Below are 20,327 nucleotides of genomic sequence, written 5' to 3'. Positions count from 1 at the left end.
CGGTGTCCGCTGATAGATTGAGCGCACAGTCATTCAAGCGGAGATTCCCATGGCAGAGATTGGCGAAGCGGCTTCATCGAATACCCGCGACGAGAGTAGACACGCGGTCCGTGTGATCGCCGATGACGCGCAGGCCATCGCGGTGGCGCACGAGCTTGCAGGCCGCCTCGCGCAAGGCGCGGCCGAGCGCGATGCCGAACGCCGCTTGCCCCACGAGGAGATCGAGTGGTTCTCGCAATCCGGGCTGTGGGCCATTACGGTGCCGAAAGCTTACGGCGGAGCGGGCGTGTCGTTCGTCACGTTGACTGAAGTCATCAAGATCATTGCAGCAGCGGATCCGTCGCTTGGGCAGCTACCGCAGAATCACTTCGGTCTGGTCGATGTGATCGCGCTAACTGGAACGGAAGAGCAGAAGAAGTACTTCTTCGCGCAGGTGCTGGGCGGCAAGCGTTTCGGTAACGGCTTTTCGGAGAAGGGCACAAAAAACGTGCTCGATCTGAAGACGAGCGTGAAGTGGGACGGGAGCGACTACGTCGTACAGGGCACCAAATTCTATTCGACCGGCGCGCTATTCGCCGACTTCGTCCCCGTACTGGGGCTCGATAGCGAACGCAAAGGCTGGCTCGCCTATATTCCGAAGGGCACACCGGGGCTGACCGTGATCGACGACTGGTCGGGCTTCGGTCAACGCACTACGGCAAGCGGCACAGTCGTGTTGGAAAGCGTACGCGTGCCGTCCTCGCACGTGTTGCCGGCGCATCGCGTGTCCGATTTTCCAACGCTCAACGGTCCGATTTCGCAGATCATCCAGGCCGCCATCGATGCCGGCATCGCGAAGGCGGCGCTCGACGACACGCTGACGTTCGTGCGCTCGCGCTCGCGGCCGTGGATCGACAGCGGGGTCGAGCGCGCGAGTGACGATCCGCTGACCGTGCGGGAGATCGGTCATTTGCATATCCAGTTGCACGCCGCCGAGGCCTTGCTCGAACGGGCCGCGCGCGTGATCGACGAGATCGCCGCGAAGGCCGAAACGACCGAAGACGACGTGGCGCGCGCATCGGTTGCCGTGGGCGAAGCGAAAGTGTTGACGACGGAAATCGCCTTGCTGGCTGGCGAAAAACTGTTTGAACTCGCCGGTACGCAGTCGACGCTCGGCGAACACAATCTCGACAGGCACTGGCGCAACGCGCGTGTGCATACCCTGCATGATCCGGTGCGCTGGAAGTATCACCTGGTCGGTAACTACTATCTGAACGGCGTCAAGCCGGCACGCCACCCCTGGAATTGACGCCAGGCGCACTCCTTAACCGAACCCGATCATGGCCAGAGAAATCCGCCTTAACGCATTCGACATGAACTGCGTGGGGCATCAGTCGCCAGGCTTATGGGCGCATCCACGCGACACGTCGTGGCGTTACAAGCAACTCGATTACTGGACCGACCTCGCGAAACTGCTCGAGCGTGGCAAGTTCGACGGTCTTTTCATTGCTGACGTGCTGGGCATCTACGACGTTTTCAACGGCAACGGGGAAGCCGCGATTCGCCAGGCCGCGCAAGTCCCGGTCAACGATCCTGTTCTGCTCGTCTCGGCGATGGCGAACGTGACCGAACATCTCGGCTTCGGCGTGACCTGCTCGCTCTCGTATGAGCACCCGTATCCGTTCGCGCGGCGCATGTCGACGCTCGACCACCTGACCAACGGCCGGGTTGGCTGGAACATCGTCACTTCGTATCTGGACAGCGCCGCACGCAATGTCGGCTTGCCGGCTCAGGCCAATCACGACGAGCGCTATTCGCTTGCCGAGGAATATCTCGAGGTCTGCTACAAGCTGTGGGAAGCGTCGTGGGAAGACGATGCCGTGGTGCGCGATGCCGCGCGAAAGATCTTCACCGAACCGTCGAAGGTTCATCCCATCAACCACCGTGGGCAGTATTTCGACGTGCCGGGCATTCACCTTTGCGAGCCGTCGCCTCAGCGCACGCCCGTGCTCTACCAGGCGGGCGCTTCGAAGCGTGGCAAGGACTTTGCCGCGCAGCACGCCGAGTGCATTTTTATCGCTGCGCCGTCGCGCACGATCCTGAAGAATTTCGTCGCCGATATCCGGGCACGCGTGAAGTCATTTGGCCGAGACCCGCACGACGTGCTGATTTTCAATCTGCACACGGTGATCACGGGCAAGACATCGGCGGATGCACACACGAAGCACGCCGACTATCGCCGCTACACGAGCGACGAGGGCGCGCTCGCGCTGATGTCGGGGTGGACCGGCATCGATCTGTCGAAGTACGACCTCGACGAACCGCTGCGCTATATCGAGAGCAATGCGGTGCAATCGGCCGTGGAGGCTTTATCGAGCGCGGATCCGACACGAGTGTGGACCGTGCGTGAGATTGCGAAGTGGGGCGGTATTGGGGGACTCGGACCGCTTTCAGTGGGAAGTCCGCAGGAGATCGCCGACGAGTTGCAGTCGTGGGTCGAGGAGACCGACGTCGACGGATTCAACCTTGCGTATGCATTGACCCACGAGAGCTTCGCGGATTTCGTCGACCTGGTCGTGCCGGAACTGCAACGACGAGGCGTCTACAAGACCGATTACACCAACGGCACGCTGCGCGAAAAGTTACATGGCGGTGGTCCGCGACTGGCGGAACCGCATCCCGGCGCGGCCTACCGCACGCACACGCCGGCCCATGCTGGATAGAACCCCGCTTACTCAAAAAACGTCGACTAACAGGTTGGAGATCATTGATGAAATCGTTTCTTCGTCGCAAGCTGGATGTGAGCCTTACGTTCCGCACACTCGCCCTGGCGGCGGCCACGATGCTGGCCGGCGCCGTAGTGCACGCGGCTCCGCTCAAAGGTGCGCCCGCACCGTTCGACAAGGGTGGCGTGAAGATCGCGCTCGTCAACTATCTGTCGACGGGTGATTTCTTCCAGGCCTATGAAGCCGGTGCGCAAAAGCAGGCCAAAGCGCTCGGCATCGATCTACGCATTTACGAAGGCCGTCAGGATGCGGCCGAACAACGTGAACAGATTCAGCAGGCGATCAGTCTGGGTGTGTCGGCAATTATCGTGAATCACGGTTTGCCTGAATCGCTCAAGGACGTCGTGCAGCGTGCGTTGGATAGGGGCATCAAGGTCGTCGCGTTCGACGTCGACCTGGGTAATCCGAAGGTACCGCAGATCGAGCAAAGCGATCGCGATCTGGCCGCGCTGCTGCTCGATCAGGCGGTTAAAGATAACGGCGATACCTTTGCTGCCGGCTACGTGTACGTAGCGGGTTTCGCACCGCTCGACCGGCGCGATGCGGTATGGCGTGACTTTAAGGCCGCCCATCCGAAGGTTCAGGAGAAGGCGCGCTGGGGTACGGTGGACAATCCGATCGCGCAGTCGGTGGCCAACCAGGCTGCTGCAGCCTATCGTGCTCATCCGGAGATTCGTGTGGTGTTCGCGCCTTACGACGAATTCGCACGCGGTGCGAAGCTCGCTGCGGACGAGGCGAACCTGTCGTCGAAATTGCGCATTTACAGCGCCGATATTTCGACCTCCGATATCGAGGCGATTCGCGCGCCGAATAGCGCGTGGGTGGCGACTGCGGCGACGAATCCGGCGGTGGTCGGTGCGGTGTCCGTACGGGCCGCGGCTTTGCTTCTTGCGGGGCAGACGCCCGAGCACCGGATTGTCGTCAAGCCGACGCTGATCACACGCGACGATCTGGTGAAGAACAACATCAGGACGATCGCCGAACTCGGCGATAAATTCCCGGCATTCCGTTCGAGCGACGCCGCCACGGCAGCGTGGATTCCGGCGGCGGAGTGAACCTCGTTAAGGGCCGCACGGGGTTGTCGTGCGCAATCGCGTCGGGAGCACGTCAAATACGAGGCTGGGCTTCGCAACGCGGCCGCCCAGCCGGCGAGCTCGACGCGAGATCTCGCCGTCAATCATCTCCTTTGGACTTCCATGAGCAAACGTAGCGGACACCTGCGCCTCGGCGCTTTCCTTTACCCTGCCGGACACCACATTGCGGCGTGGCGGCATCCCGAGGCACAAGCGGACGCCGGCGTTAACTTCCGTCACTATGTCCGACTCGCGCAAGCGGCCGAGGCCGCGAAGTTCGATCTGATCTTTCTCGCCGACGGCGTGGGGACACGCGGCGACAACGTCGACTTTCTGAGCCGCACGGCGCACAGCTACGTGGCTCAGTTCGAGCCGATCACGTTGCTGTCGGCGCTGGCGGCCGTGACTGAGCGCATCGGTCTGGTCGGCACCGCCTCGACGAGTTTCAACGAGCCGTATCACATTGCCCGCAAGTTCGCGTCGCTCGATCACATCAGCGGGGGGCGTGCGGGTTGGAATCTGGTCACCTCGTCGAGCGAGCATGAAGCGAAGAACTTCAACCGTGACAAGCATTTCGACCACGCCGAGCGTTATGCACGCGCCGCTGAGTTCGCGGAAGTCACAGGAGGTCTGTGGGACAGTTGGGAAGACGACGCGTTCGTCCGCAACAAAGCCGAAGGGCGTTTCTTCGACCCCGCCAAACGGCATGTGCTGGATCACAAGGGACGTTTCTTTCAGGTCAAGGGACCGCTGAACGTTGCGCGTTCTCCGCAGGGGCATCCGGTCGTCGTGCAGGCCGGGTCGTCCGAAGCAGGCCGGGACCTCGCAGCGAAGACCGCCGAAGTGATTTTCACGGCGCAGCAAACGCTGCAGGACGCGGCGGACTTTTACGCGGACGTGAAGGGACGCATGGCGGCTTACGGTCGTCATCCGGACGATCTGAAGATCATGCCGGGCGTATTTCCGATTGTCGGCCGCACCGAAGGTGAGGCGAGAGAGAAGTTTGAGCAACTGCAGTCGCTCGTTGATCCGAAGGTCGGACTTGCGCTCGTATCCGGGCTGACCGGTGGGTTTGATCTCTCGGACTATCCACTCGACGGGCCGATCCCTGAGCTGCCCGAAACGAATGCGAGCAAGAGCCGTCAGGTGTTGACGATCGAACTGGCTCGTCGCGAGAACCTCACGATCCGCCAGCTCTATTTGCGGGTCGCGGGCGCGCGCGGCCATTGGCAACTCGTCGGCACGCCGGCGCAGATCGTCGATCAACTCGAAGAGCGCTTTGTGAATCACGCCGCCGACGGTTTCAACGTGATGCCGCCCGTGCTGCCGGAGGGTTTGACCGATTTCGTCGAACTGGTATTGCCGGAGTTGCGGCGACGCGGGTTGTTCCGCGAAGACTATGAAGGACGCACGCTGCGCGAGAACCTGGGATTGCGGCGGCCGGAAAACCGCCATTTTTCTGTACACCAATCCGGCGCTTAACTTTCCACAATTCGTTATTTCCTCCCTGCGTGGCCGTCGCCTACGCTGAAACGATAGATGCATGCGCCTGCCGCCGCCACGCGTTGCGTGCAGCGGCCATAGCCTACTGGTATCTCCATCGGCAGAGGCGCAGCGCGTGGTCGCAGGCAATCGATTTGCGGCCGTTCAACGAATCGTTTTAACGTGATGAGGATGCGAACATGAGCGATATCGTCATCGATGCACCGGTGTCTGCCGCGACGGTCGAGGCAGAGTTGAACTACCTCGAGTTCACCGGCGAGAAGCCGGTGTCGTACCAATACGAACCGCCGCCGGGCGTTCCGAAGCGCAGTGGCGTGTACCGGCCGCATCGGGTGAGCATTTCAAATGCCCGCGTCGCGCCGCCGCCTGGCGCGTTGTCGCTCGATCGTAACGGCTTCGAACTGCATCGGCACGCTAGCGCGCTGAACGATTTCTCCGATCCGGCAAAGATCGAATCTGTCTACTATCGTGAAGCGGAGCAGTTGCTGAAACAGGCCACCGGCGCTCGCCGGGTGGTCGTGTTCGATCACACGCTGCGTGACGGCAATCCTGAGCGCAGCAATGGTGTAAGGGAGCCCGTCAAGTACATCCATAACGACCAGACTTTTGTGTCGGGGCCGCGCCGGGTGCGCGATCATCTGCCGACAGGTGAAGCGGAGCGGTTGCTGCAAGGCCGTGTGGCAATCGTGAACTTGTGGCGTCCGATTGGAGAAACGGTGCAATCGTCGCTGCTCGCGCTATGCGATTCGCGCAGTATCACGCTCAACGATCTGGTGGCATCGGACCTGGTTTATCCCGACAAGGTCGGCGAGACGTATGCGTTGGTCTTCAATCCGCGGCACCGCTGGTACTACTTTCCGCATATGTCACCCGATGAATTCCTGCTGCTGAAGATTTACGATTCGGCGGGCGACGGCATCGCGCGTCTCACGGCCCACACGGCATTCGACGATCCCACGTCGCAGGCCGATGCGCCGCCGCGCCGGAGCATCGAATTGCGCACGCTGTTGTTCTTTTGAGCGCCGGCGTTGAGCGCACCGGCATGCCGTGAAATGCAGGGCAGCCGATAGCGGGACGTGTCTGCTGCAGCATCGCAGAATCTGCAATATCGAAAGCGTGAATTCTTGTTTGTTTGTGACGCAACGTTTGGTTAGCATGCGGCGTTTGGGTCGTTGCATTACCTCTTTGGTCGACACAGCTTTTGTTTTTCGTCGAGCGAGGTGAGCGTAACGCTTGCCCGGTGCGTTTTCACAGCTCTCACGCCTTCGACATGTTAAGCCTCCATGCATCCAACGCCGGCCAGCAGGCCACCGGCGTGACACGACGGCTGGCCGCCGCGATCGCTCAGGCGTCGCCGTCCCGCGACGCCGCTGTCATTGCCGCCGCAAGACGCGGCATTCTCGACTTTCTCGCCGCTGCATTTGCCGGTGCGAGCGACAGCGGCTATCAAAAACTCCTGTCAGTCAGCGCCAACGACTCGCGCGGCGAAGCGTCGGTGATCGGCAGCAACGCCCGTGCATCGGCGCAGCAGGCTGCGTTGCTCAACGGTTACGCGGGGCACGCGCTCGATTACGACGACGTGCATAGCAGCGTAAGAGGCCATCCTGCGACGGTATTGCTGCCTGCGCTGTTCGCGCTGGCACAAACACGCGGCAGCAGCGCGCTCGACTTGCTCGATGCCTACGTCGTTGGCGTCGAAACGATGGCGCGGCTCGGTCTCGCGCTCGGCAGCCGACACTACGAGCAGGGCTTTCATAACACCGCGACATTGGGCGCACTTGGCGCGGCAGCCGCTGCGTCTTATCTGTTGAAGCTTGATGCCGGTGCCGTAGAGAACGCGCTGGGTCTTGCCGCCACGCAGTCAGCCGGCCTACGCCTGCAGTTCGGCAGCGAAGCGAAACCCTTGCATGCCGGGCTCGCCGCGCGCGCCGGTTTATTCGCCGCCGAACTCGCGGCAGCGGGACTGCAGGGCTCGCCGGAGGCACTGGATGGACCGGTCGGCTTTTTCGCCGTGTTCAGCGGCGGCGCCGCGCAACCCGAACGCGTGCTCGACGGTTGGGGCGCACCCTGGCAAATCGCAGTCCCGGGTCTGTACTTCAAGCCGTGGGCGTGCTGCACGGCGACGCACTACGCCGTGCATGCCGCATTGACGTTGCGCGACACATACCGTCTCACGCCGGACGACATTGCCGAGGTGGCGGTGATATTTCCGCCTGGCGGCGACACACCGCTTTCCAGACATTTGCCCTCGACCGGTCTCGAAGCGCGTTTCAGCGTCGCCTACGCAGTCGCGGCCGCGCTGACGGATGGTTCGCCCAGCGTGGCTACATTCGCCGATGTGCCCGTGCGCGACGACCTGATTGCACTCGCGCGGCGCGTGGCAAGCCGTCACGATGAAACCGCCGCGCGCGCGTCGACCGATCCGGCCACGCGTTTCTCGACCGTCGAGATCGCATTGCGCAATGGGACGGTACTGAGCCATAAGACCGACCGTCTCTACAGCGCGGAGGATCTGGCCGCGAAGTTCGCGGACGCCACCGGTCATGACGAACGCCTCGCTTTCATCCCCGCGCATATCGACACGATGCAGAGCACCGCAGACCTCGCTTCCCTTTTCAATGTCTTCGCACAGATCCACGTATGAGCACGAATTACAGCAGTACCCGCAGGCAGATGCGTCTCGGGCTCTTCATTCAGGGCGCGGGACACCACGTCGCCGGCTGGCGGCATCCTGACGCGCAGGCGGGCAGCGAGAATCTCGCGCTGATGCAGCGCATCACGCAAACCGCCGAACGTGCCAAGTTCGACATGGTCTTTCTTGCCGATGGTCTCACCAGCGGCCCCGATGCGCATCCGTCGATGGCGATGCGGCTCGAGCCGCTGTGCCTGCTGTCGGCGCTCGCTATGGGCACGCGCCACATCGGTCTCGCCGCTACCGCGTCGACCACGTATAGCGAGCCGTATCACGTCGCGCGCGCGTTTGCATCGCTGGATCATCTGAGTAGCGGGCGGGCGGCCTGGAACGTCGTAACGACTTCGTACGACCGCACGGCCGCGAATTTCACACGTGGCAATCACCCGGATCACGCGCTGCGCTATGAAATGGCGGGTGAATTCGTCGACGTCGTCAAGGGGCTGTGGGACAGCTGGGATGACGACGCGGTGCTCAAGGACAAGGCGCGTGGCGTCTACTTCGATCCCGCCAAGGTGCATACGCTGGATCACAAGGGTCAGTTCTTCGCCGTCAAAGGTCCCTTGAATGCGTCGCGTCCGCCACAGGGACATCCTGTGGTGATTCAGGCCGGCTCGTCCGGACCGGGGCAGGACCTGGCCGCGCGCACGGCGGAAGTGGTGTTTACCGCGCAGCAGACTATTGAAGAAGCGCAGGTCTTCTATCGCGATCTGAAAGGCCGCTTGCCGAAATTTGGCCGTGAGGGCCAGCAGTTGCACGTGATGCCGGGCGTGTTTCCTGTTATCGGCAGGACGGAGCAGGAAGCGAAAGACAAATACGCACAGTTGCAGGAATGGACCGATACATCGGGCGCGTTGTCACTGTTGTCCGATCGGCTGGGGCACGACGTGTCGAAGTATCCGCTCGATGGTCCTCTGCCGGAGTTGCCGGAATCCGATCAACTCAAAAGCCGTGCCAAACTACTGACCGATCTCGCACGCCGCGAGAATCTGACTTTGCGCGAGCTGTATTACCTGGTGGCCGGCGCGCGTGGGCACCGCATCGTATGGGGTACGCCTGTGCAGGTGGCGGATGCGCTCGAAGAGTGGTTCACGGGCGAAGCGGCCGACGGCTTCAATATCATGCCTCCGTATTTCCCGGGCGGTCTCGACGACTTTGTCGAACTCGTCGTGCCGGAGTTGCAGCGGCGTGGGTTATTCCGCACCGAATATAGCGGTACGACCTTGCGCGATCACCTCGGTTTGCAGCGGCCTGTTAGCCGCTATGCGGGGCAGTGAGATACAAGCAGTAAAACGCGGAAAACAAAACGCGGCGTCTGCTCAGCAGACGCCGCGTTTTTTTCAAGCTTGCATCCCGACCCGCGCCGTACTCGCAGGTCCAGATCGTCTAGATCGCGAAGTAACGCAGATCCAGTGCCAGCGGTGCGCGGGGCGGCGCCGCATGGGCAGTCTCCGGCGCGGACGGTGTATGCGCCAGAAACTCACGCGCACGCGGACTGACTGGCGCGCGGAACAGCGCGTTAGCCGGACCGTGTTCGACAATCACACCGGCCTCGGTGAAGTACACCGCATCGCTCACTTCCTCGGCAAAGCGCATCTCGTGCGTGACGAGCACGCAGGTCATGCCATCCCTCACCAGATCGCGAATCACGGTCAGCACTTCGCCCACGGTCTCCGGGTCCAGCGCCGAGGTCACCTCGTCGAAGAGGATCAGATCCGGCTGCATCGCTAGCGCGCGTGCAATCGCCACGCGCTGTTGCTGACCGCCCGACAGTTCACCCGGATACGCATGCGCCTTGTTCTCAAGACGGACCTTCTTCAGCAGATCGTAAGCGGTGCGAGTGGCGTCGGCTTTGTCGCGCCCCAGGATGCGCACCGGCGCGACAAGCAGATTGTCCAGTACGCTCAGATGCGGAAACAGGTTGTATTGCTGGAACACGAAACCAACGCGCTTGCGTAGTTCGATCTCGTCGCGTTCAGAGGCGAGCTGGTCGACACGGGTACCGTCGACTTCGATCTCGCCGTACTGGGGACGCAATAGCCCGGTAATGCAGCGCAAAATCGTCGACTTGCCCGACCCGGATGGTCCGATGATCGACACGGCCTGCCCGCGGAACACGTCGAGGTCGATGCCCTTGAGCACCGGCGTCGCGCCGAATGACAAATGCACGTCGCGCAACCGGACCAGTGGGCGCGGGCCCGCAGCGGCTGCGGGAGCGAGCGAGACATCAGCTGAAAGCATAGCGTTTCTCAAGAAGGCGGGTGAAGCGCGCGATCGGGTAGCAGTAAGCGAAGAACAAGCCGAGCACGGTGAAATAGACGAGGACCGTGAAGTCCGCACGCGCCACGGTATTGCTCGCCACCTGCGCGGTGTCCAGCAGATCGTGCACACCCACCAGCGACGCGAGCGCGGTCGCCATCGTGATGCTGGCGTACAGGTTCATCCACGGCGGCAGCATCCGCTTCACGCATTGCGGCAGGATGATCCAACGGAACACCTGGGTTCGGCTGAACGCAAGCGAACGTGCCGCGTCCCACTGTGCATGAGGGATCGACTGGATCGCACCGCGGAAGATCTCGGCGAAGTTGGCGCTGGCCGGCAGCGCGAGTCCGAGCGTGACCTTGAACCAGTCAGGAAACGGCACGATGTGTTGACCGAGCGCGATTTCGAATGGGAACACGTAGGTCGAAAAATAGATCAGCACGAGCAATGGGGCATTTCGAAACACCTGCACATAGCTGCGGACAATCAGACGGACGCCCCGGATCGGCGACAGCAGCAAGGGGCCGAGCGCAAGACCGGCGAGTGTGCCGAGTGCAATGGCAAGCAGGCTGATTTCGATGTTGACCCACAGAGATTTGCCGAGCGCCGGCGCCCACGTGATGAGTGCGGCGAGTGCGGGATAGCTTGCGCCATGCGCGATCTCGTGTTCGGCGAGCGCCAGCAGGGCGGCGACACCGACCACGCTGGCAAGGGCAAAGAGGGAACGGTACCGCCCGTCCCGCGCGGGCACGATGATGGATTCAGTGGCCATAGCCTGGCATCCTCAGACGGACTTCGAGCCAGCGTCCTGCGCGATTGATCGCAAAGGTCAGTGCACCGAAGAACAGCAGGATCAGGATCATCAACTCGAGCACGTTGTCGCGCTGTGTCCAGATCATGATCGATGCATACGTGACGTCGCCGACGGCGATTGCGGAAGCGACGGTGGTCATCTTCACCAGGTCGACCATGTTGTTGACGAGCGCAGGCAGGGCGAAGCGCAGCGCGAGCGGCAACTGCACGCTCCAAAGGCGTTGGCGGCGGCTGAAACCGAGCGACTGGGCTGCTTCGAGCGTGGTGCGCGGCACCGCTTCGATACCGGCGCGCAGGGCTTCGGCATGAAACGCGCCCTTGTGCAGCGAGATGACGATCGCGCTCCAGATGAACGGCGTCAGCGGATTGCCGCCCAGATTGCGCAGTGCCTCGCTGAGCAGCATGTTGATCACCAGAAAGGCGCAGAAAAGCTGCACGAGCGTCGGCGTATTGCGCGTGATCTCGACGAACACGCGAGCGGGGCGCGCGAGCGCCGGACGCTGGGAAGTGAGTAGCGCCGCCAACACCACACCGGCGCCAAGACTGCCGAGCGCCGTAACAAGCGAGAGTTCCAGCGTGACCAGCATGCCATGCAGGAACGACGCGAGTTCGTCAGGCGCGAGAACGAAACTGTAGTTCAGCCCGATCCTGCTGATCGCATCAACCACGCTCGCGGCGGCGTGCGAGAGCACTTGAGTCGACTCGCTCATGCACCTTGCGCCTTGTACTTCGCATGCAGATCGAGCACGGCTTGCGAGGGCTGCATGCCGTTCTTGTGCTCGACGTCGATCAGCCAGCCGCTGCGATGCCAGTCCTGCACGATTTTTTCGAGCGCGCTCTGCGTATCCGTTTCACCCTTGCGAACCCAGATTACAGACGGCGATGGAATCAGCTCGTTAGATACGGGAATCGTATAGTCCTTCCAGTCCGGATTGCGCGCGACGAGCAGGCGCAGCGTAGGGGCAACGTGAACCGCGGCGACGCAGTTATTGCCGCGCAATGCGAGCAGCGACTCCGGTTGGCCGCGAAACGCCTTCACCTGTGCGCCATATTCTTCGGCGAGCGGCTTCGTATAGTTGCTGCCCTGCGAGACGCAGACGGGCTTGCCGCGCACGTCGTTCCAGGTCTTGATGCCGCTGTCCTTGCGGGTAATCAGCGCACCGCCGATTTCCTCGAACGGGGTGGGCGGATAGGAGAAAAGCTCGGCGCGCTCCTTGGTGACTTCCATGTTGGCGATCAGGGCATCGACCTTGCCTTGCTGCAGGAACTGCACGCGATTCGACGGTTGAACCGGCGTCAACTCCACGTCGACGCCGAGGCGTTTCGCGACGTCGTTCGCGAGATCGATATTAAAGCCGAGCGGTTTCTGTGTGGCCGGGTCCAGCGAGCCGAACGGCGGACCGGACAGGATCACGCCGATGACGATCTTGTGCCGCTGATGAATCCGATCGAGTGTCGTATCGGCGTGGGCGGCACTGGCGCCCAATGCTGCGAAAAGCGTTACGGCGCGCAATGCGCGCTGGAGGGTGGGGCGGGTCGGTCGGCTGAACATGAAAGATAGGCGGAAGTCAGGTTGGATCCTGATATCGCTCCGGCCGATCGGTGTGACTTCGTTGCTATGAGGCCACCAGGACTTGCCGGAGGAGAAATACAGGACGCGATTCGGGACTGCCTATTCTCGGCATGTGTGACGCCGGAAAGAACCAAGGATTTTTCATACCGTTATCTGATTCGCGCATTTATGCAGACGCGAGCGTCGTTGAAACGGAGAAATGGATGTTGTGGCGGATTTGACCGGCTATGCACCGGTTGTGTGTGCCGCGCTATATCCGGCTGACACGTTTGCTCCTGTTGCAGCACGCCGGCATGCTGTGGAAAGCATGCCGGCGTGCTTGTGCGGCTAGCGCGTTGACGCTCAGAATCAGAAATCCAGTCCCGGCCCACCTGCGCCCGGACCGCCAGGCTGGCCGGCTGCCGGCGCATCCTTCGGTGCTTCGTGAACGGTGGCATCGGTGGTCAGCAGCAGACCCGCAACCGAGGCCGCGTTTTGCAGCGCCGTACGCGTGACCTTGGTCGGATCGAGCACGCCCGATTCCACGAGGTCGCCGTATTGGCCGGTCTGTGCGTTGTAGCCGAAGTTGCCCGTACCGTCGGCCACTTTCGCGACCACTACGCTGGCTTCTTCACCGGCGTTCGTCACGATCTGGCGCAGCGGTTCTTCGAGCGCGCGCAGCACGATCTTGATGCCCGCATCCTGATCGGCGTTCACACCTCTGAGTCCGCTGATGGCCTGCTTCACGCGGATCAACGCGACGCCGCCGCCCGGCACGATACCTTCTTCGACCGCAGCGCGCGTGGCGTGCAGCGCGTCGTCGACACGGTCTTTCTTTTCTTTGACTTCGATCTCGGTCGCGCCGCCCACCTTGATGACCGCCACGCCGCCCGCCAGCTTCGCCACACGTTCCTGCAGTTTTTCCCGGTCGTACTCGGAGCTTGCTTCCTCGATCTGCGTGCGGATCTGCTTCACACGCGCTTCGATGTTCTTGCTGTCGCCGGCGCCGTCGATAACCGTGGTGTTCTCCTTGCCCACCTCGATGCGCTTGGCTTGACCGAGTTCCGCAAGCGTCGCTTTCTCGAGCGACAGCCCGGTTTCTTCGGCGATCACCTGGCCGCCGGTCAGAATCGCGATGTCTTCAAGCAGGGCCTTGCGGCGGTCGCCGAAGCCCGGCGCCTTGACCGCGACGGTCTTCAGAATGCCGCGAATGTTGTTGACCACAAGCGTAGCCAGCGCTTCGCCTTCCACGTCTTCCGCGATGATCAGCAGCGGGCGGCCGGCTTTGGCGACCTGTTCCAGAATCGGCAGCAGATCGCGGATGTTCGACACCTTCTTGTCGTGCAGCAGCACGAACGGGTTATCGAGCACGGCAACCTGTTTGTCCTGATCGTTGATGAAATAGGGCGACAGGTAGCCACGGTCGAACTGCAGGCCTTCCACCACGTCGAGTTCATCGTCGAGCGACTTGCCGTCTTCGACGGTAATGACGCCTTCCTTGCCGACCCGGTCGATCGCTTCGGCGATACGCTGGCCGATCGACTCTTCGCCGTTGGCCGAGATCGTTGCGACCTGGGCGATTTCCTTGCTGGTCGTGGTCGGCTTGCTGATCTTCTTCAGTTCGTCGATCGCGGCGATCACGGCCTTGTCGATGCCGCGTTTCAGGTCCAACGGGTTGAGGCCTGCCGCGACGTATTTCTGGCCTTCACGCACGATGGCTTGCGCGAGCACGGTCGCGGTGGTGGTGCCGTCGCCGGCGGCGTCGCTGGTGCGCGAGGCAACTTCCTTCACGAGTTGCGCGCCGATGTTCTGCACGCGGTCCGGCAATTCGATTTCCTTGGCGACCGAGACGCCGTCTTTCGTCACCACCGGCGAGCCGAAGCTGCGTTCCAGCACCACGTTGCGGCCCTTCGGACCGAGCGTGACCTTGACCGCGTTGGCCAGAATGTTGACGCCTTCTACGAGCTTCGAGCGGGCGACGTCGCTAAAAATGATTTCTTTTGCTGCCATGGTTTGATGCTCCGTTCGTTATTGCGTGACGACTGCGACGACATCTTCTTCGCGCAGCACGAGCAATTCGTTGCCGTCGACTTTGACCGACTGGCCGGCGTACTTGCCGAACAGCACACGTTCGCCGACTTTCAGGTCAGGCTCGATGCGTTTGCCGTCACTATCGCGCTTGCCCGGCCCAATGGCGATCACTTCGCCCTGGTCCGGCTTTTCGGCGGCGCTTTCGGGAATGACGATGCCTGAAGCAGTTTTGGTTTCCTGGTCGAGACGCTTGACGATCAAGCGGTCATGCAAGGGACGTAGGCTCATGGTTCGACTTCCGCGATTGAAATTTGGCACTCGTCGCTGGTGAGTGCTGACCGGAATCGAGTATAGAAAGATGCTGCGCGACGCTCCAATAACGGATTCATCGATCCTTATCGGCGAATGGCATTTCAGAAACGCGCATATCCATAGCTTGATTCGCTGGTTTTGCAAGGTGGGCCGCGTCCCTATACTGATCCGTCGAATCGGCACGTCCCATCGGGATGCCGATACACGCTCCCAGGACAAACAGCCGGATCAAGCCTGATCCGCGCGCTTATACAAGGAATGACGGCATGCAGGTCTCTCAGGAAAGCACGGCACGTGCGCGGCTTCAGGCGGCGCTCACCGCGTTGCCGGCGCTCGCTAAAGCGATCGGCGAAGATGCCGCGCAACGCGAGGTGCGGCGCGAGTTGCCGTTCGACCGCTTCGCATTGTTTCGCGAATCGGGCCTCGGCGTGCTCCGTTTTCCGGTTGAATGGGGCGGCCTCGGCGGTTCGCTGGAAGACCTCTTCCATGTGATCGCCACGCTGGCTGCGGAAGAGTCGAATGTCGCGCATGCATTGCGGATTCATTTCGATCTGACCGAACAGTTGGTGCTGTCACCGCGCGCCGCCTTCAACGACACGCAGATCGAGCGCGTACGGGAAGGGGCGATCTTCGGCGGCGCGTCGACGGAGCTTGGCACATCCAGGCCCGGTGAAATCGTCACCAGGCTGGTGCGCGACGGTGAGCACTTTCGCGTAACGGGCAAAAAATACTATTCGACCGGCACGGCGTTCTCCGACTATGCGCGCATCAATGTGCAAGACGAGAACGATGAGAAGGTGTCGATTGTCATCCCGGTCTCACGTGAGGGCCTGCAGGTGCTCGACGATTGGGACGGGATGGGGCAGCGCATGACGGCGAGCGGCAGTCTCGTGCTCGACAACGTGCAGGTATTTGCCCATGAAATCGCAACACGCGGCTATACGAGTCTCGCAGGCCGCCATGGCAGCGCGGTGCGGCAATTGCATCTGGTAACGGTCGCGGCAGGTATCGTGCGCAACATTCTTGCGGATGCACGGCGCTACGTGACGCAATACGGGCGCCCGGTGCTGCATAGCCCGGCACCCTCGGCACGCGAGGACGGTTTCGTGCAGCAGGTGGTAGGCGACCTCGCGGCGCACAGCCTCTCGATCGACGCGCTGGTCGTGCAAAACGCACGCACCCTGGACCGCTCGGCAAATGCAATCCGTAGCGGCGCAGCCAATGCGGAAGACCTCGTGCTGGAAGGGTCCTTGGCTACCGCCAAAACGCAACTGGTGGTCAGCAAGCTGGCGCTCTATGCGGGCGAGCGCCTGTTTGAAATCGGCGGGGCATCGGCCACGGGGCGAGCGCACAATTTCGACCGTCACTGGCGCAATCTACGCACGATCTTCAGCCACAACCCGTTACTGCATAAAGCACGCGTGATCGGCGATTACGAGTTGAACGGCGTGACCACGCATCTGACTGAAGGGCGCGTTTTCTGAAATTCCTGGAAAAAACGCTGCGATCCATTTACCCATCATCCCACTACTGAATGCCATGAGCCGAGATCTGCTATTGCTGTTGGAACCGGGCTTTACCGATCCGAACCACCCCGGTGAGCGCTTTATCTGTCCGGATGGCGCGCCTATCGAAGGTTTGCTCGCGAGCGACCCTGCGCTTAACGCACGCCTGGACATTCGCCGCTTGCCGTTCCCGCGTCCCCGCGCCGCGGTCGTGGAGGCGCTCGATGCCGAGCACCAGAGTCTGCCGGTGTTGATTTTCGGCGACGATCAGCCTGCGCCGGAAGATGCCGAGACGCTGGGCGAGAAGCGCTTCGAAACGGATACGCGCCGGATCCTCGACCTGCTTGCGCAGCGTCACGGTTTCCTCAAGGTGCATTGACGCAGCGGCTGCAAGCCGGCTTGGCGCAGTAACGGCAGTACGCGCTCACCTAATAAATTGAGGTCAGGCCGGAAATCGAAGAAACTCAGCTGCACGCCGTCGACGCAGATGAGGGCGCAGCCAGAGTTGAGTAAGTCACCGCGAGCCTCAGTTCAACGCGACTGCCGCCGCGGCGCTCACCGGCGAGCCTTCGATCGCGACCGACTGCGCACCGTCCGGGCCAACCGGCACATCGCCCACCAGCGTCGTGCGATACAACTGCCGGTCGAAGTCGAGATCGAAAATATCTGTGGGGGCGAGGTGAGCGGTCGCGCGGTTGTCCCAGAACGCTACGCTGCCGGCCTCCCATTTGAAGCGAACGGTGAACTCCGGCCGCGTCACGTGTTCCCAGAGCAGTTCGAGCAGCACCTGGCTTTCGCGCGGCGTCACGCCGACGATCGACTTCAGGAAGCTAGGGCTGACATAGAGCGCCCGCTCGCCCGTTTCCGGATGCACTCTGACGAGCGGATGCTCGGTAACGAGAATGCGTTGTTCGACGGCTTTGACGAATGCTTCCGTTCCGCTTGCGCCGGCTGGCGGCGTAAAGCGATGCAGTCCGCGCAGGCCATCGACGAACGTGCGCAACGGCGCGGAAAGCTTCTGATACGCGGCCACCAGGTTGGTCCACTGCGTATCGCCGCCGTAAGGCGGAATCGTCACGCCGCGCAGGATCGACGCCCAGGGCGGATTGACCGCGGCCGTCACATCCGTGTGCCAGCCGGTCCAGGGGCGCTGCAGCGCTTGCCCCTCAAAACGCGTTGCCTTGCGGTACTTCGAGATCGAATAGATTTCCGGATGGCCGTCGACATGGCCGAACACCGGATGTCCCAAAGTTAACTCGCCAAACTGTGCCGAGAAAGCGACGTGCTGTTCGTGCGTCAGGAACTGCTCGCGAAAGAACACGACGCGCCACTTAAGAAGCGCCGCGCGAATGTCCGCGATCTGACGTGTATCCAGTTTCTGTGTGAGATCGACACCGTGGATTTCTGCGCCGATATGCGCTGAAAGCGGGTTGACCTGAATCGACTGTACTTCCTGCAATGCGGCTGCGCTCATGCGAGGCTCCTGGCGAAGAGAACGTGTTGCGTCAATATCCCGCTACGGCGGGTAGCTGTTTTGTCTCGGCGGTATAGCGGTTTGCAGGTCGCGGCAGCCCGAGATTCTCGCGTAGCGTGCGGCCCTCGTATTCAGTGCGGAAAAGTCCGCGCCGTTGCAACTCCGGCACCACCAGTTCGGCGAATTCCGTCAACCCGCCCGGTAACCACGGCGACATGATGTTGAAGCCATCCGCGCCTTCTTCTTCAAACCACTGTTGCAACTGGTCCGCGATGCTTTGCGGCGTGCCGACCACCTGCTGATGGCCGCGAGCGCCGGCAATGCGTAGATACAGATCGCGGATCGTCAGGTTTTCGCGCCGCGCGAGATCGAACAGCAAGCGTTGACGGCTCTTGCCACCGTTGGTTTCCGGCAACTCGGGCAACGGCCCGTCGACGGGATACTGGGAAAGGTCTACACCGCCCGACATATTCGACAACAGCGACAGACCAACCGTCGGATGAATCAGGTCCTGCAGCGCGGCGAACTTCGCGTCGGCCTCTTCCTGCGTGCGGCCGACAATCGGAAAAATGCCCGGCATGATCTTCAGATGATCCGGCGAGCGGCCGTATTTCGAGAGGCGGCCTTTGACGTCGCGATAGAACGACTGCGCTTCATCGAGTGTTTGATGCGCGACGAAGATCACCTCCGCGGTTTGCGCGGCGAGCTCACGTCCCGCTTCCGATGCGCCGGCCTGGACGACGACCGGCCATCCCTGCGGCGAACGCGCGACGTTTAGCGGTCCGCGCACCTTGAAGTGCTTGCCTTTGTGACCGAGCACGTGCAGTTTGTCCGGATCGAAATAGACGCCGCTTTCCTTGTCGCGGATAAACGCGTCGTCTTCCCAACTATCCCAGAGGCCTGCGACCACATCATAGAACTCGCGCGCGCGTTCATAGCGGACCGCGTGCTCCGGATGGCGTTCGAAATTGAAATTGAGCGCTTCGGATTCGGTGCTCGATGTGACGAGATTCCAGCCCGAGCGTCCGCCGCTCAGATGATCGAGCGAAACGAATTTGCGCGCGAGGTTGTACGGCTCGTTGAACGTGGTGGAGACCGTGGCGATCAGGCCCACGTGTTTCGTCACGACCGAAAGCGCGGACAGCAGCGTCAACGGTTCGAAATGATCGGCGCGCGCCGTGCGGGATAGCGAGGGTAGATTCGTGTCGCGTACGCTCACGCTGTCGGCGAAAAATACCGTGTCGAATTTGGCGCGCTCGGCGATCTGCGCCAGTTCCGCGTAGTGTGCGAAGTCGAGTCCGCCACTCGCGTGTGCATCCGGATGCCGCCATGCGGCGATATGGTGGCCTGTCTCCATCAGGAAGGCGCCTAGTTTGATCTGCCGCTTCTGGCGATTTTCACCGCTCATCGTTCTCTCCGCGAAGGGTTTGTGTGTATGGGGGATGCCGCGGGTGTCACCACGCGAGCCGCCATTCGGTGATCGGTGGATTCGCTACTGGAATGCGCGTGCCGCCGTGTGGCGTGTCATCGTCGTGAGGCTCATGGCGCGCGGCGTCGTACTCGGCGAAGTCGGCCAGCACTTCGTCGCGCAAATGAATGAAGCGGGGATCGTTACGCTCGCGTGGACGCGGCAGAGCGACATCGACAATCCGTTTGATGCGGCCCGGCCGCGGCGCCATGGTGACGACGCGGTCGCCGAGGTAGAGCGCTTCGTCGACGTCGTGCGTGACGAGAATCATCGTGATGCGTTCGTGTTCCCAGATGCGTTGTAACTCGTTTTGCAGGCGGCCGCGCGTGAGCGCATCGAGCGCGCCGAATGGCTCGTCGAGCAGGAGCACGCGCGGGCGGTTCACGAGACCGCGTGCGATCGCCACACGCTGCGCCATGCCGCCCGATAACTGATGCGGATACGCATTCTCGAAGCCGTTCAGGCCGACGAGCGCGATATGCTGCGCGACCGCATCGCGCTTTTCTCGTGCCGACAGCGGCGCGTTACGCAACGCGGCGAGAATGTTTTGCGATGCCGTGAGCCACGGAAACAGGCGGTGATCCTGAAACACGATGCCGCGCTCGAGCGAGGTATCGCGCACCTTTTCTCCGGCAACGACGATGTCGCCGCTGTAATCGGTGTCCAGTCCCGCGATCAGCCGCAGCAAGGTCGATTTACCGCAACCGCTCGAACCGAGCACGCTGACAAATTCGCCGGGGCGCACCCGCAGGCTGATGTCATCGAGCACCGCAAGCGATGTGCCGCCTTGCTGCGTATAGCGCTTGCTGACGTGGAGAATGTCGATGCTGTCGGAAAGCGTGGAGGAAGTCATGTGCGGACCTTGATCTGTAATCTG

Annotated in this window: 18 protein-coding genes; 9 read left to right on the top strand and 9 right to left on the bottom strand. The window is 61.9% G+C overall.

What is annotated here, in order from left to right:
- Positions 1–49 precede the first annotated feature (49 nt).
- The 7 genes from FSO04_RS13200 (at position 50) to FSO04_RS13165 (ending at position 9,310) form a co-directional block, all read left to right on the top strand.
- On the top strand, positions 50–1,288 hold the full coding sequence (locus tag FSO04_RS13200) for an SfnB family sulfur acquisition oxidoreductase (protein WP_154560105.1): 1,239 nt from the start codon (positions 50–52) through the stop codon (positions 1,286–1,288).
- A gap of 31 nt (positions 1,289–1,319) precedes the next feature.
- Positions 1,320–2,702, top strand: coding sequence for an LLM class flavin-dependent oxidoreductase (locus FSO04_RS13195; RefSeq protein ID WP_154560104.1), 1,383 nt, complete (start codon positions 1,320–1,322; stop codon positions 2,700–2,702).
- Between the two features lie 47 nt (positions 2,703–2,749).
- A complete protein-coding gene (locus FSO04_RS13190; RefSeq protein ID WP_154560103.1) occupies positions 2,750–3,820 on the top strand; it encodes a substrate-binding domain-containing protein in 1,071 nt (356 codons plus the stop codon).
- Between the two features lie 141 nt (positions 3,821–3,961).
- Entirely contained in the window at positions 3,962–5,320 is a 1,359-nt protein-coding gene (locus FSO04_RS13185) for an LLM class flavin-dependent oxidoreductase (RefSeq protein WP_154560102.1), read from the top strand.
- A gap of 200 nt (positions 5,321–5,520) precedes the next feature.
- A complete protein-coding gene (locus FSO04_RS13175) occupies positions 5,521–6,360 on the top strand; it encodes a CmcJ/NvfI family oxidoreductase (RefSeq protein WP_154560101.1) in 840 nt (279 codons plus the stop codon).
- Positions 6,361–6,611: 251 nt separating this feature from the next.
- On the top strand, positions 6,612–7,985 hold the full coding sequence (locus FSO04_RS13170) for an MmgE/PrpD family protein (protein WP_154560100.1): 1,374 nt from the start codon (positions 6,612–6,614) through the stop codon (positions 7,983–7,985).
- On the top strand, positions 7,982–9,310 hold the full coding sequence (locus FSO04_RS13165) for an LLM class flavin-dependent oxidoreductase (RefSeq protein ID WP_154560099.1): 1,329 nt from the start codon (positions 7,982–7,984) through the stop codon (positions 9,308–9,310). Before FSO04_RS13170 ends, FSO04_RS13165 begins: the two co-directional genes overlap by 4 nt.
- A 109-nt stretch (positions 9,311–9,419) precedes the next feature.
- Here FSO04_RS13165 and FSO04_RS13160 read toward each other — a convergent pair whose 3' ends face one another.
- From FSO04_RS13160 to FSO04_RS13135, 6 genes are all read right to left on the bottom strand, one after another.
- Positions 9,420–10,274, bottom strand: coding sequence for an amino acid ABC transporter ATP-binding protein (locus FSO04_RS13160; RefSeq protein WP_154560098.1), 855 nt, complete (start codon positions 10,272–10,274; stop codon positions 9,420–9,422).
- Positions 10,261–11,067 (bottom strand): amino acid ABC transporter permease, encoded by an 807-nt coding sequence (locus FSO04_RS13155; protein WP_154560097.1) that lies wholly within the window; start codon positions 11,065–11,067, stop codon positions 10,261–10,263. Before FSO04_RS13155 ends, FSO04_RS13160 begins: the two co-directional genes overlap by 14 nt.
- Positions 11,057–11,818, bottom strand: a complete 762-nt coding sequence (locus FSO04_RS13150) for an amino acid ABC transporter permease (protein WP_154560096.1) — start codon at positions 11,816–11,818, stop codon at positions 11,057–11,059. The genes FSO04_RS13155 and FSO04_RS13150 overlap by 11 nt, the downstream gene beginning before the upstream one ends.
- Positions 11,815–12,660 (bottom strand): transporter substrate-binding domain-containing protein, encoded by an 846-nt coding sequence (locus FSO04_RS13145; RefSeq protein WP_154560095.1) that lies wholly within the window; start codon positions 12,658–12,660, stop codon positions 11,815–11,817. Before FSO04_RS13145 ends, FSO04_RS13150 begins: the two co-directional genes overlap by 4 nt.
- 369 nt (positions 12,661–13,029) lie before the next feature.
- Entirely contained in the window at positions 13,030–14,670 is a 1,641-nt protein-coding gene (gene groL, locus FSO04_RS13140; protein WP_154560094.1) for a chaperonin GroEL, read from the bottom strand.
- Positions 14,671–14,688: 18 nt separating this feature from the next.
- The gene (locus FSO04_RS13135) at positions 14,689–14,979 is read right to left on the bottom strand and encodes a co-chaperone GroES (protein WP_007177123.1); all 291 of its coding nucleotides are present in this window, start codon (positions 14,977–14,979) and stop codon (positions 14,689–14,691) included.
- Between the two features lie 290 nt (positions 14,980–15,269).
- Between FSO04_RS13135 and FSO04_RS13130 the strand changes: the two genes are divergently transcribed.
- Both FSO04_RS13130 and FSO04_RS13125 read left to right on the top strand, forming a co-directional pair.
- Positions 15,270–16,487, top strand: a complete 1,218-nt coding sequence (locus FSO04_RS13130; RefSeq protein WP_154560093.1) for an acyl-CoA dehydrogenase family protein — start codon at positions 15,270–15,272, stop codon at positions 16,485–16,487.
- Positions 16,488–16,542: 55 nt separating this feature from the next.
- Positions 16,543–16,887, top strand: a complete 345-nt coding sequence (locus FSO04_RS13125; RefSeq protein WP_154560092.1) for a DUF3088 domain-containing protein — start codon at positions 16,543–16,545, stop codon at positions 16,885–16,887.
- A 147-nt stretch (positions 16,888–17,034) separates the two neighbouring features.
- Here the strand turns inward: FSO04_RS13125 and FSO04_RS13120 are convergent, their stop codons facing one another.
- From FSO04_RS13120 to FSO04_RS13110, 3 genes are read right to left on the bottom strand one after another with little or no spacing between them, the layout of a single operon-like run.
- Positions 17,035–17,982 carry a TauD/TfdA dioxygenase family protein gene (locus FSO04_RS13120; RefSeq protein ID WP_154560091.1) on the bottom strand — a complete coding sequence of 316 codons (948 nt, stop codon included), beginning with the start codon at positions 17,980–17,982 and terminating at the stop codon, positions 17,035–17,037.
- A gap of 31 nt (positions 17,983–18,013) precedes the next feature.
- The gene (locus FSO04_RS13115; RefSeq protein ID WP_154560090.1) at positions 18,014–19,390 is read right to left on the bottom strand and encodes an LLM class flavin-dependent oxidoreductase; all 1,377 of its coding nucleotides are present in this window, start codon (positions 19,388–19,390) and stop codon (positions 18,014–18,016) included.
- Positions 19,391–19,436: 46 nt separating this feature from the next.
- On the bottom strand, positions 19,437–20,303 hold the full coding sequence (locus tag FSO04_RS13110) for an ABC transporter ATP-binding protein (protein WP_154560089.1): 867 nt from the start codon (positions 20,301–20,303) through the stop codon (positions 19,437–19,439).
- Between the last annotated feature and the right edge of the window lie 24 nt (positions 20,304–20,327).

The organism is Paraburkholderia madseniana (genome assembly GCF_009690905.1).
Classification (GTDB): domain Bacteria; phylum Pseudomonadota; class Gammaproteobacteria; order Burkholderiales; family Burkholderiaceae; genus Paraburkholderia; species Paraburkholderia madseniana.
This window is presented reverse-complemented; position numbering and strand designations above follow the sequence as displayed.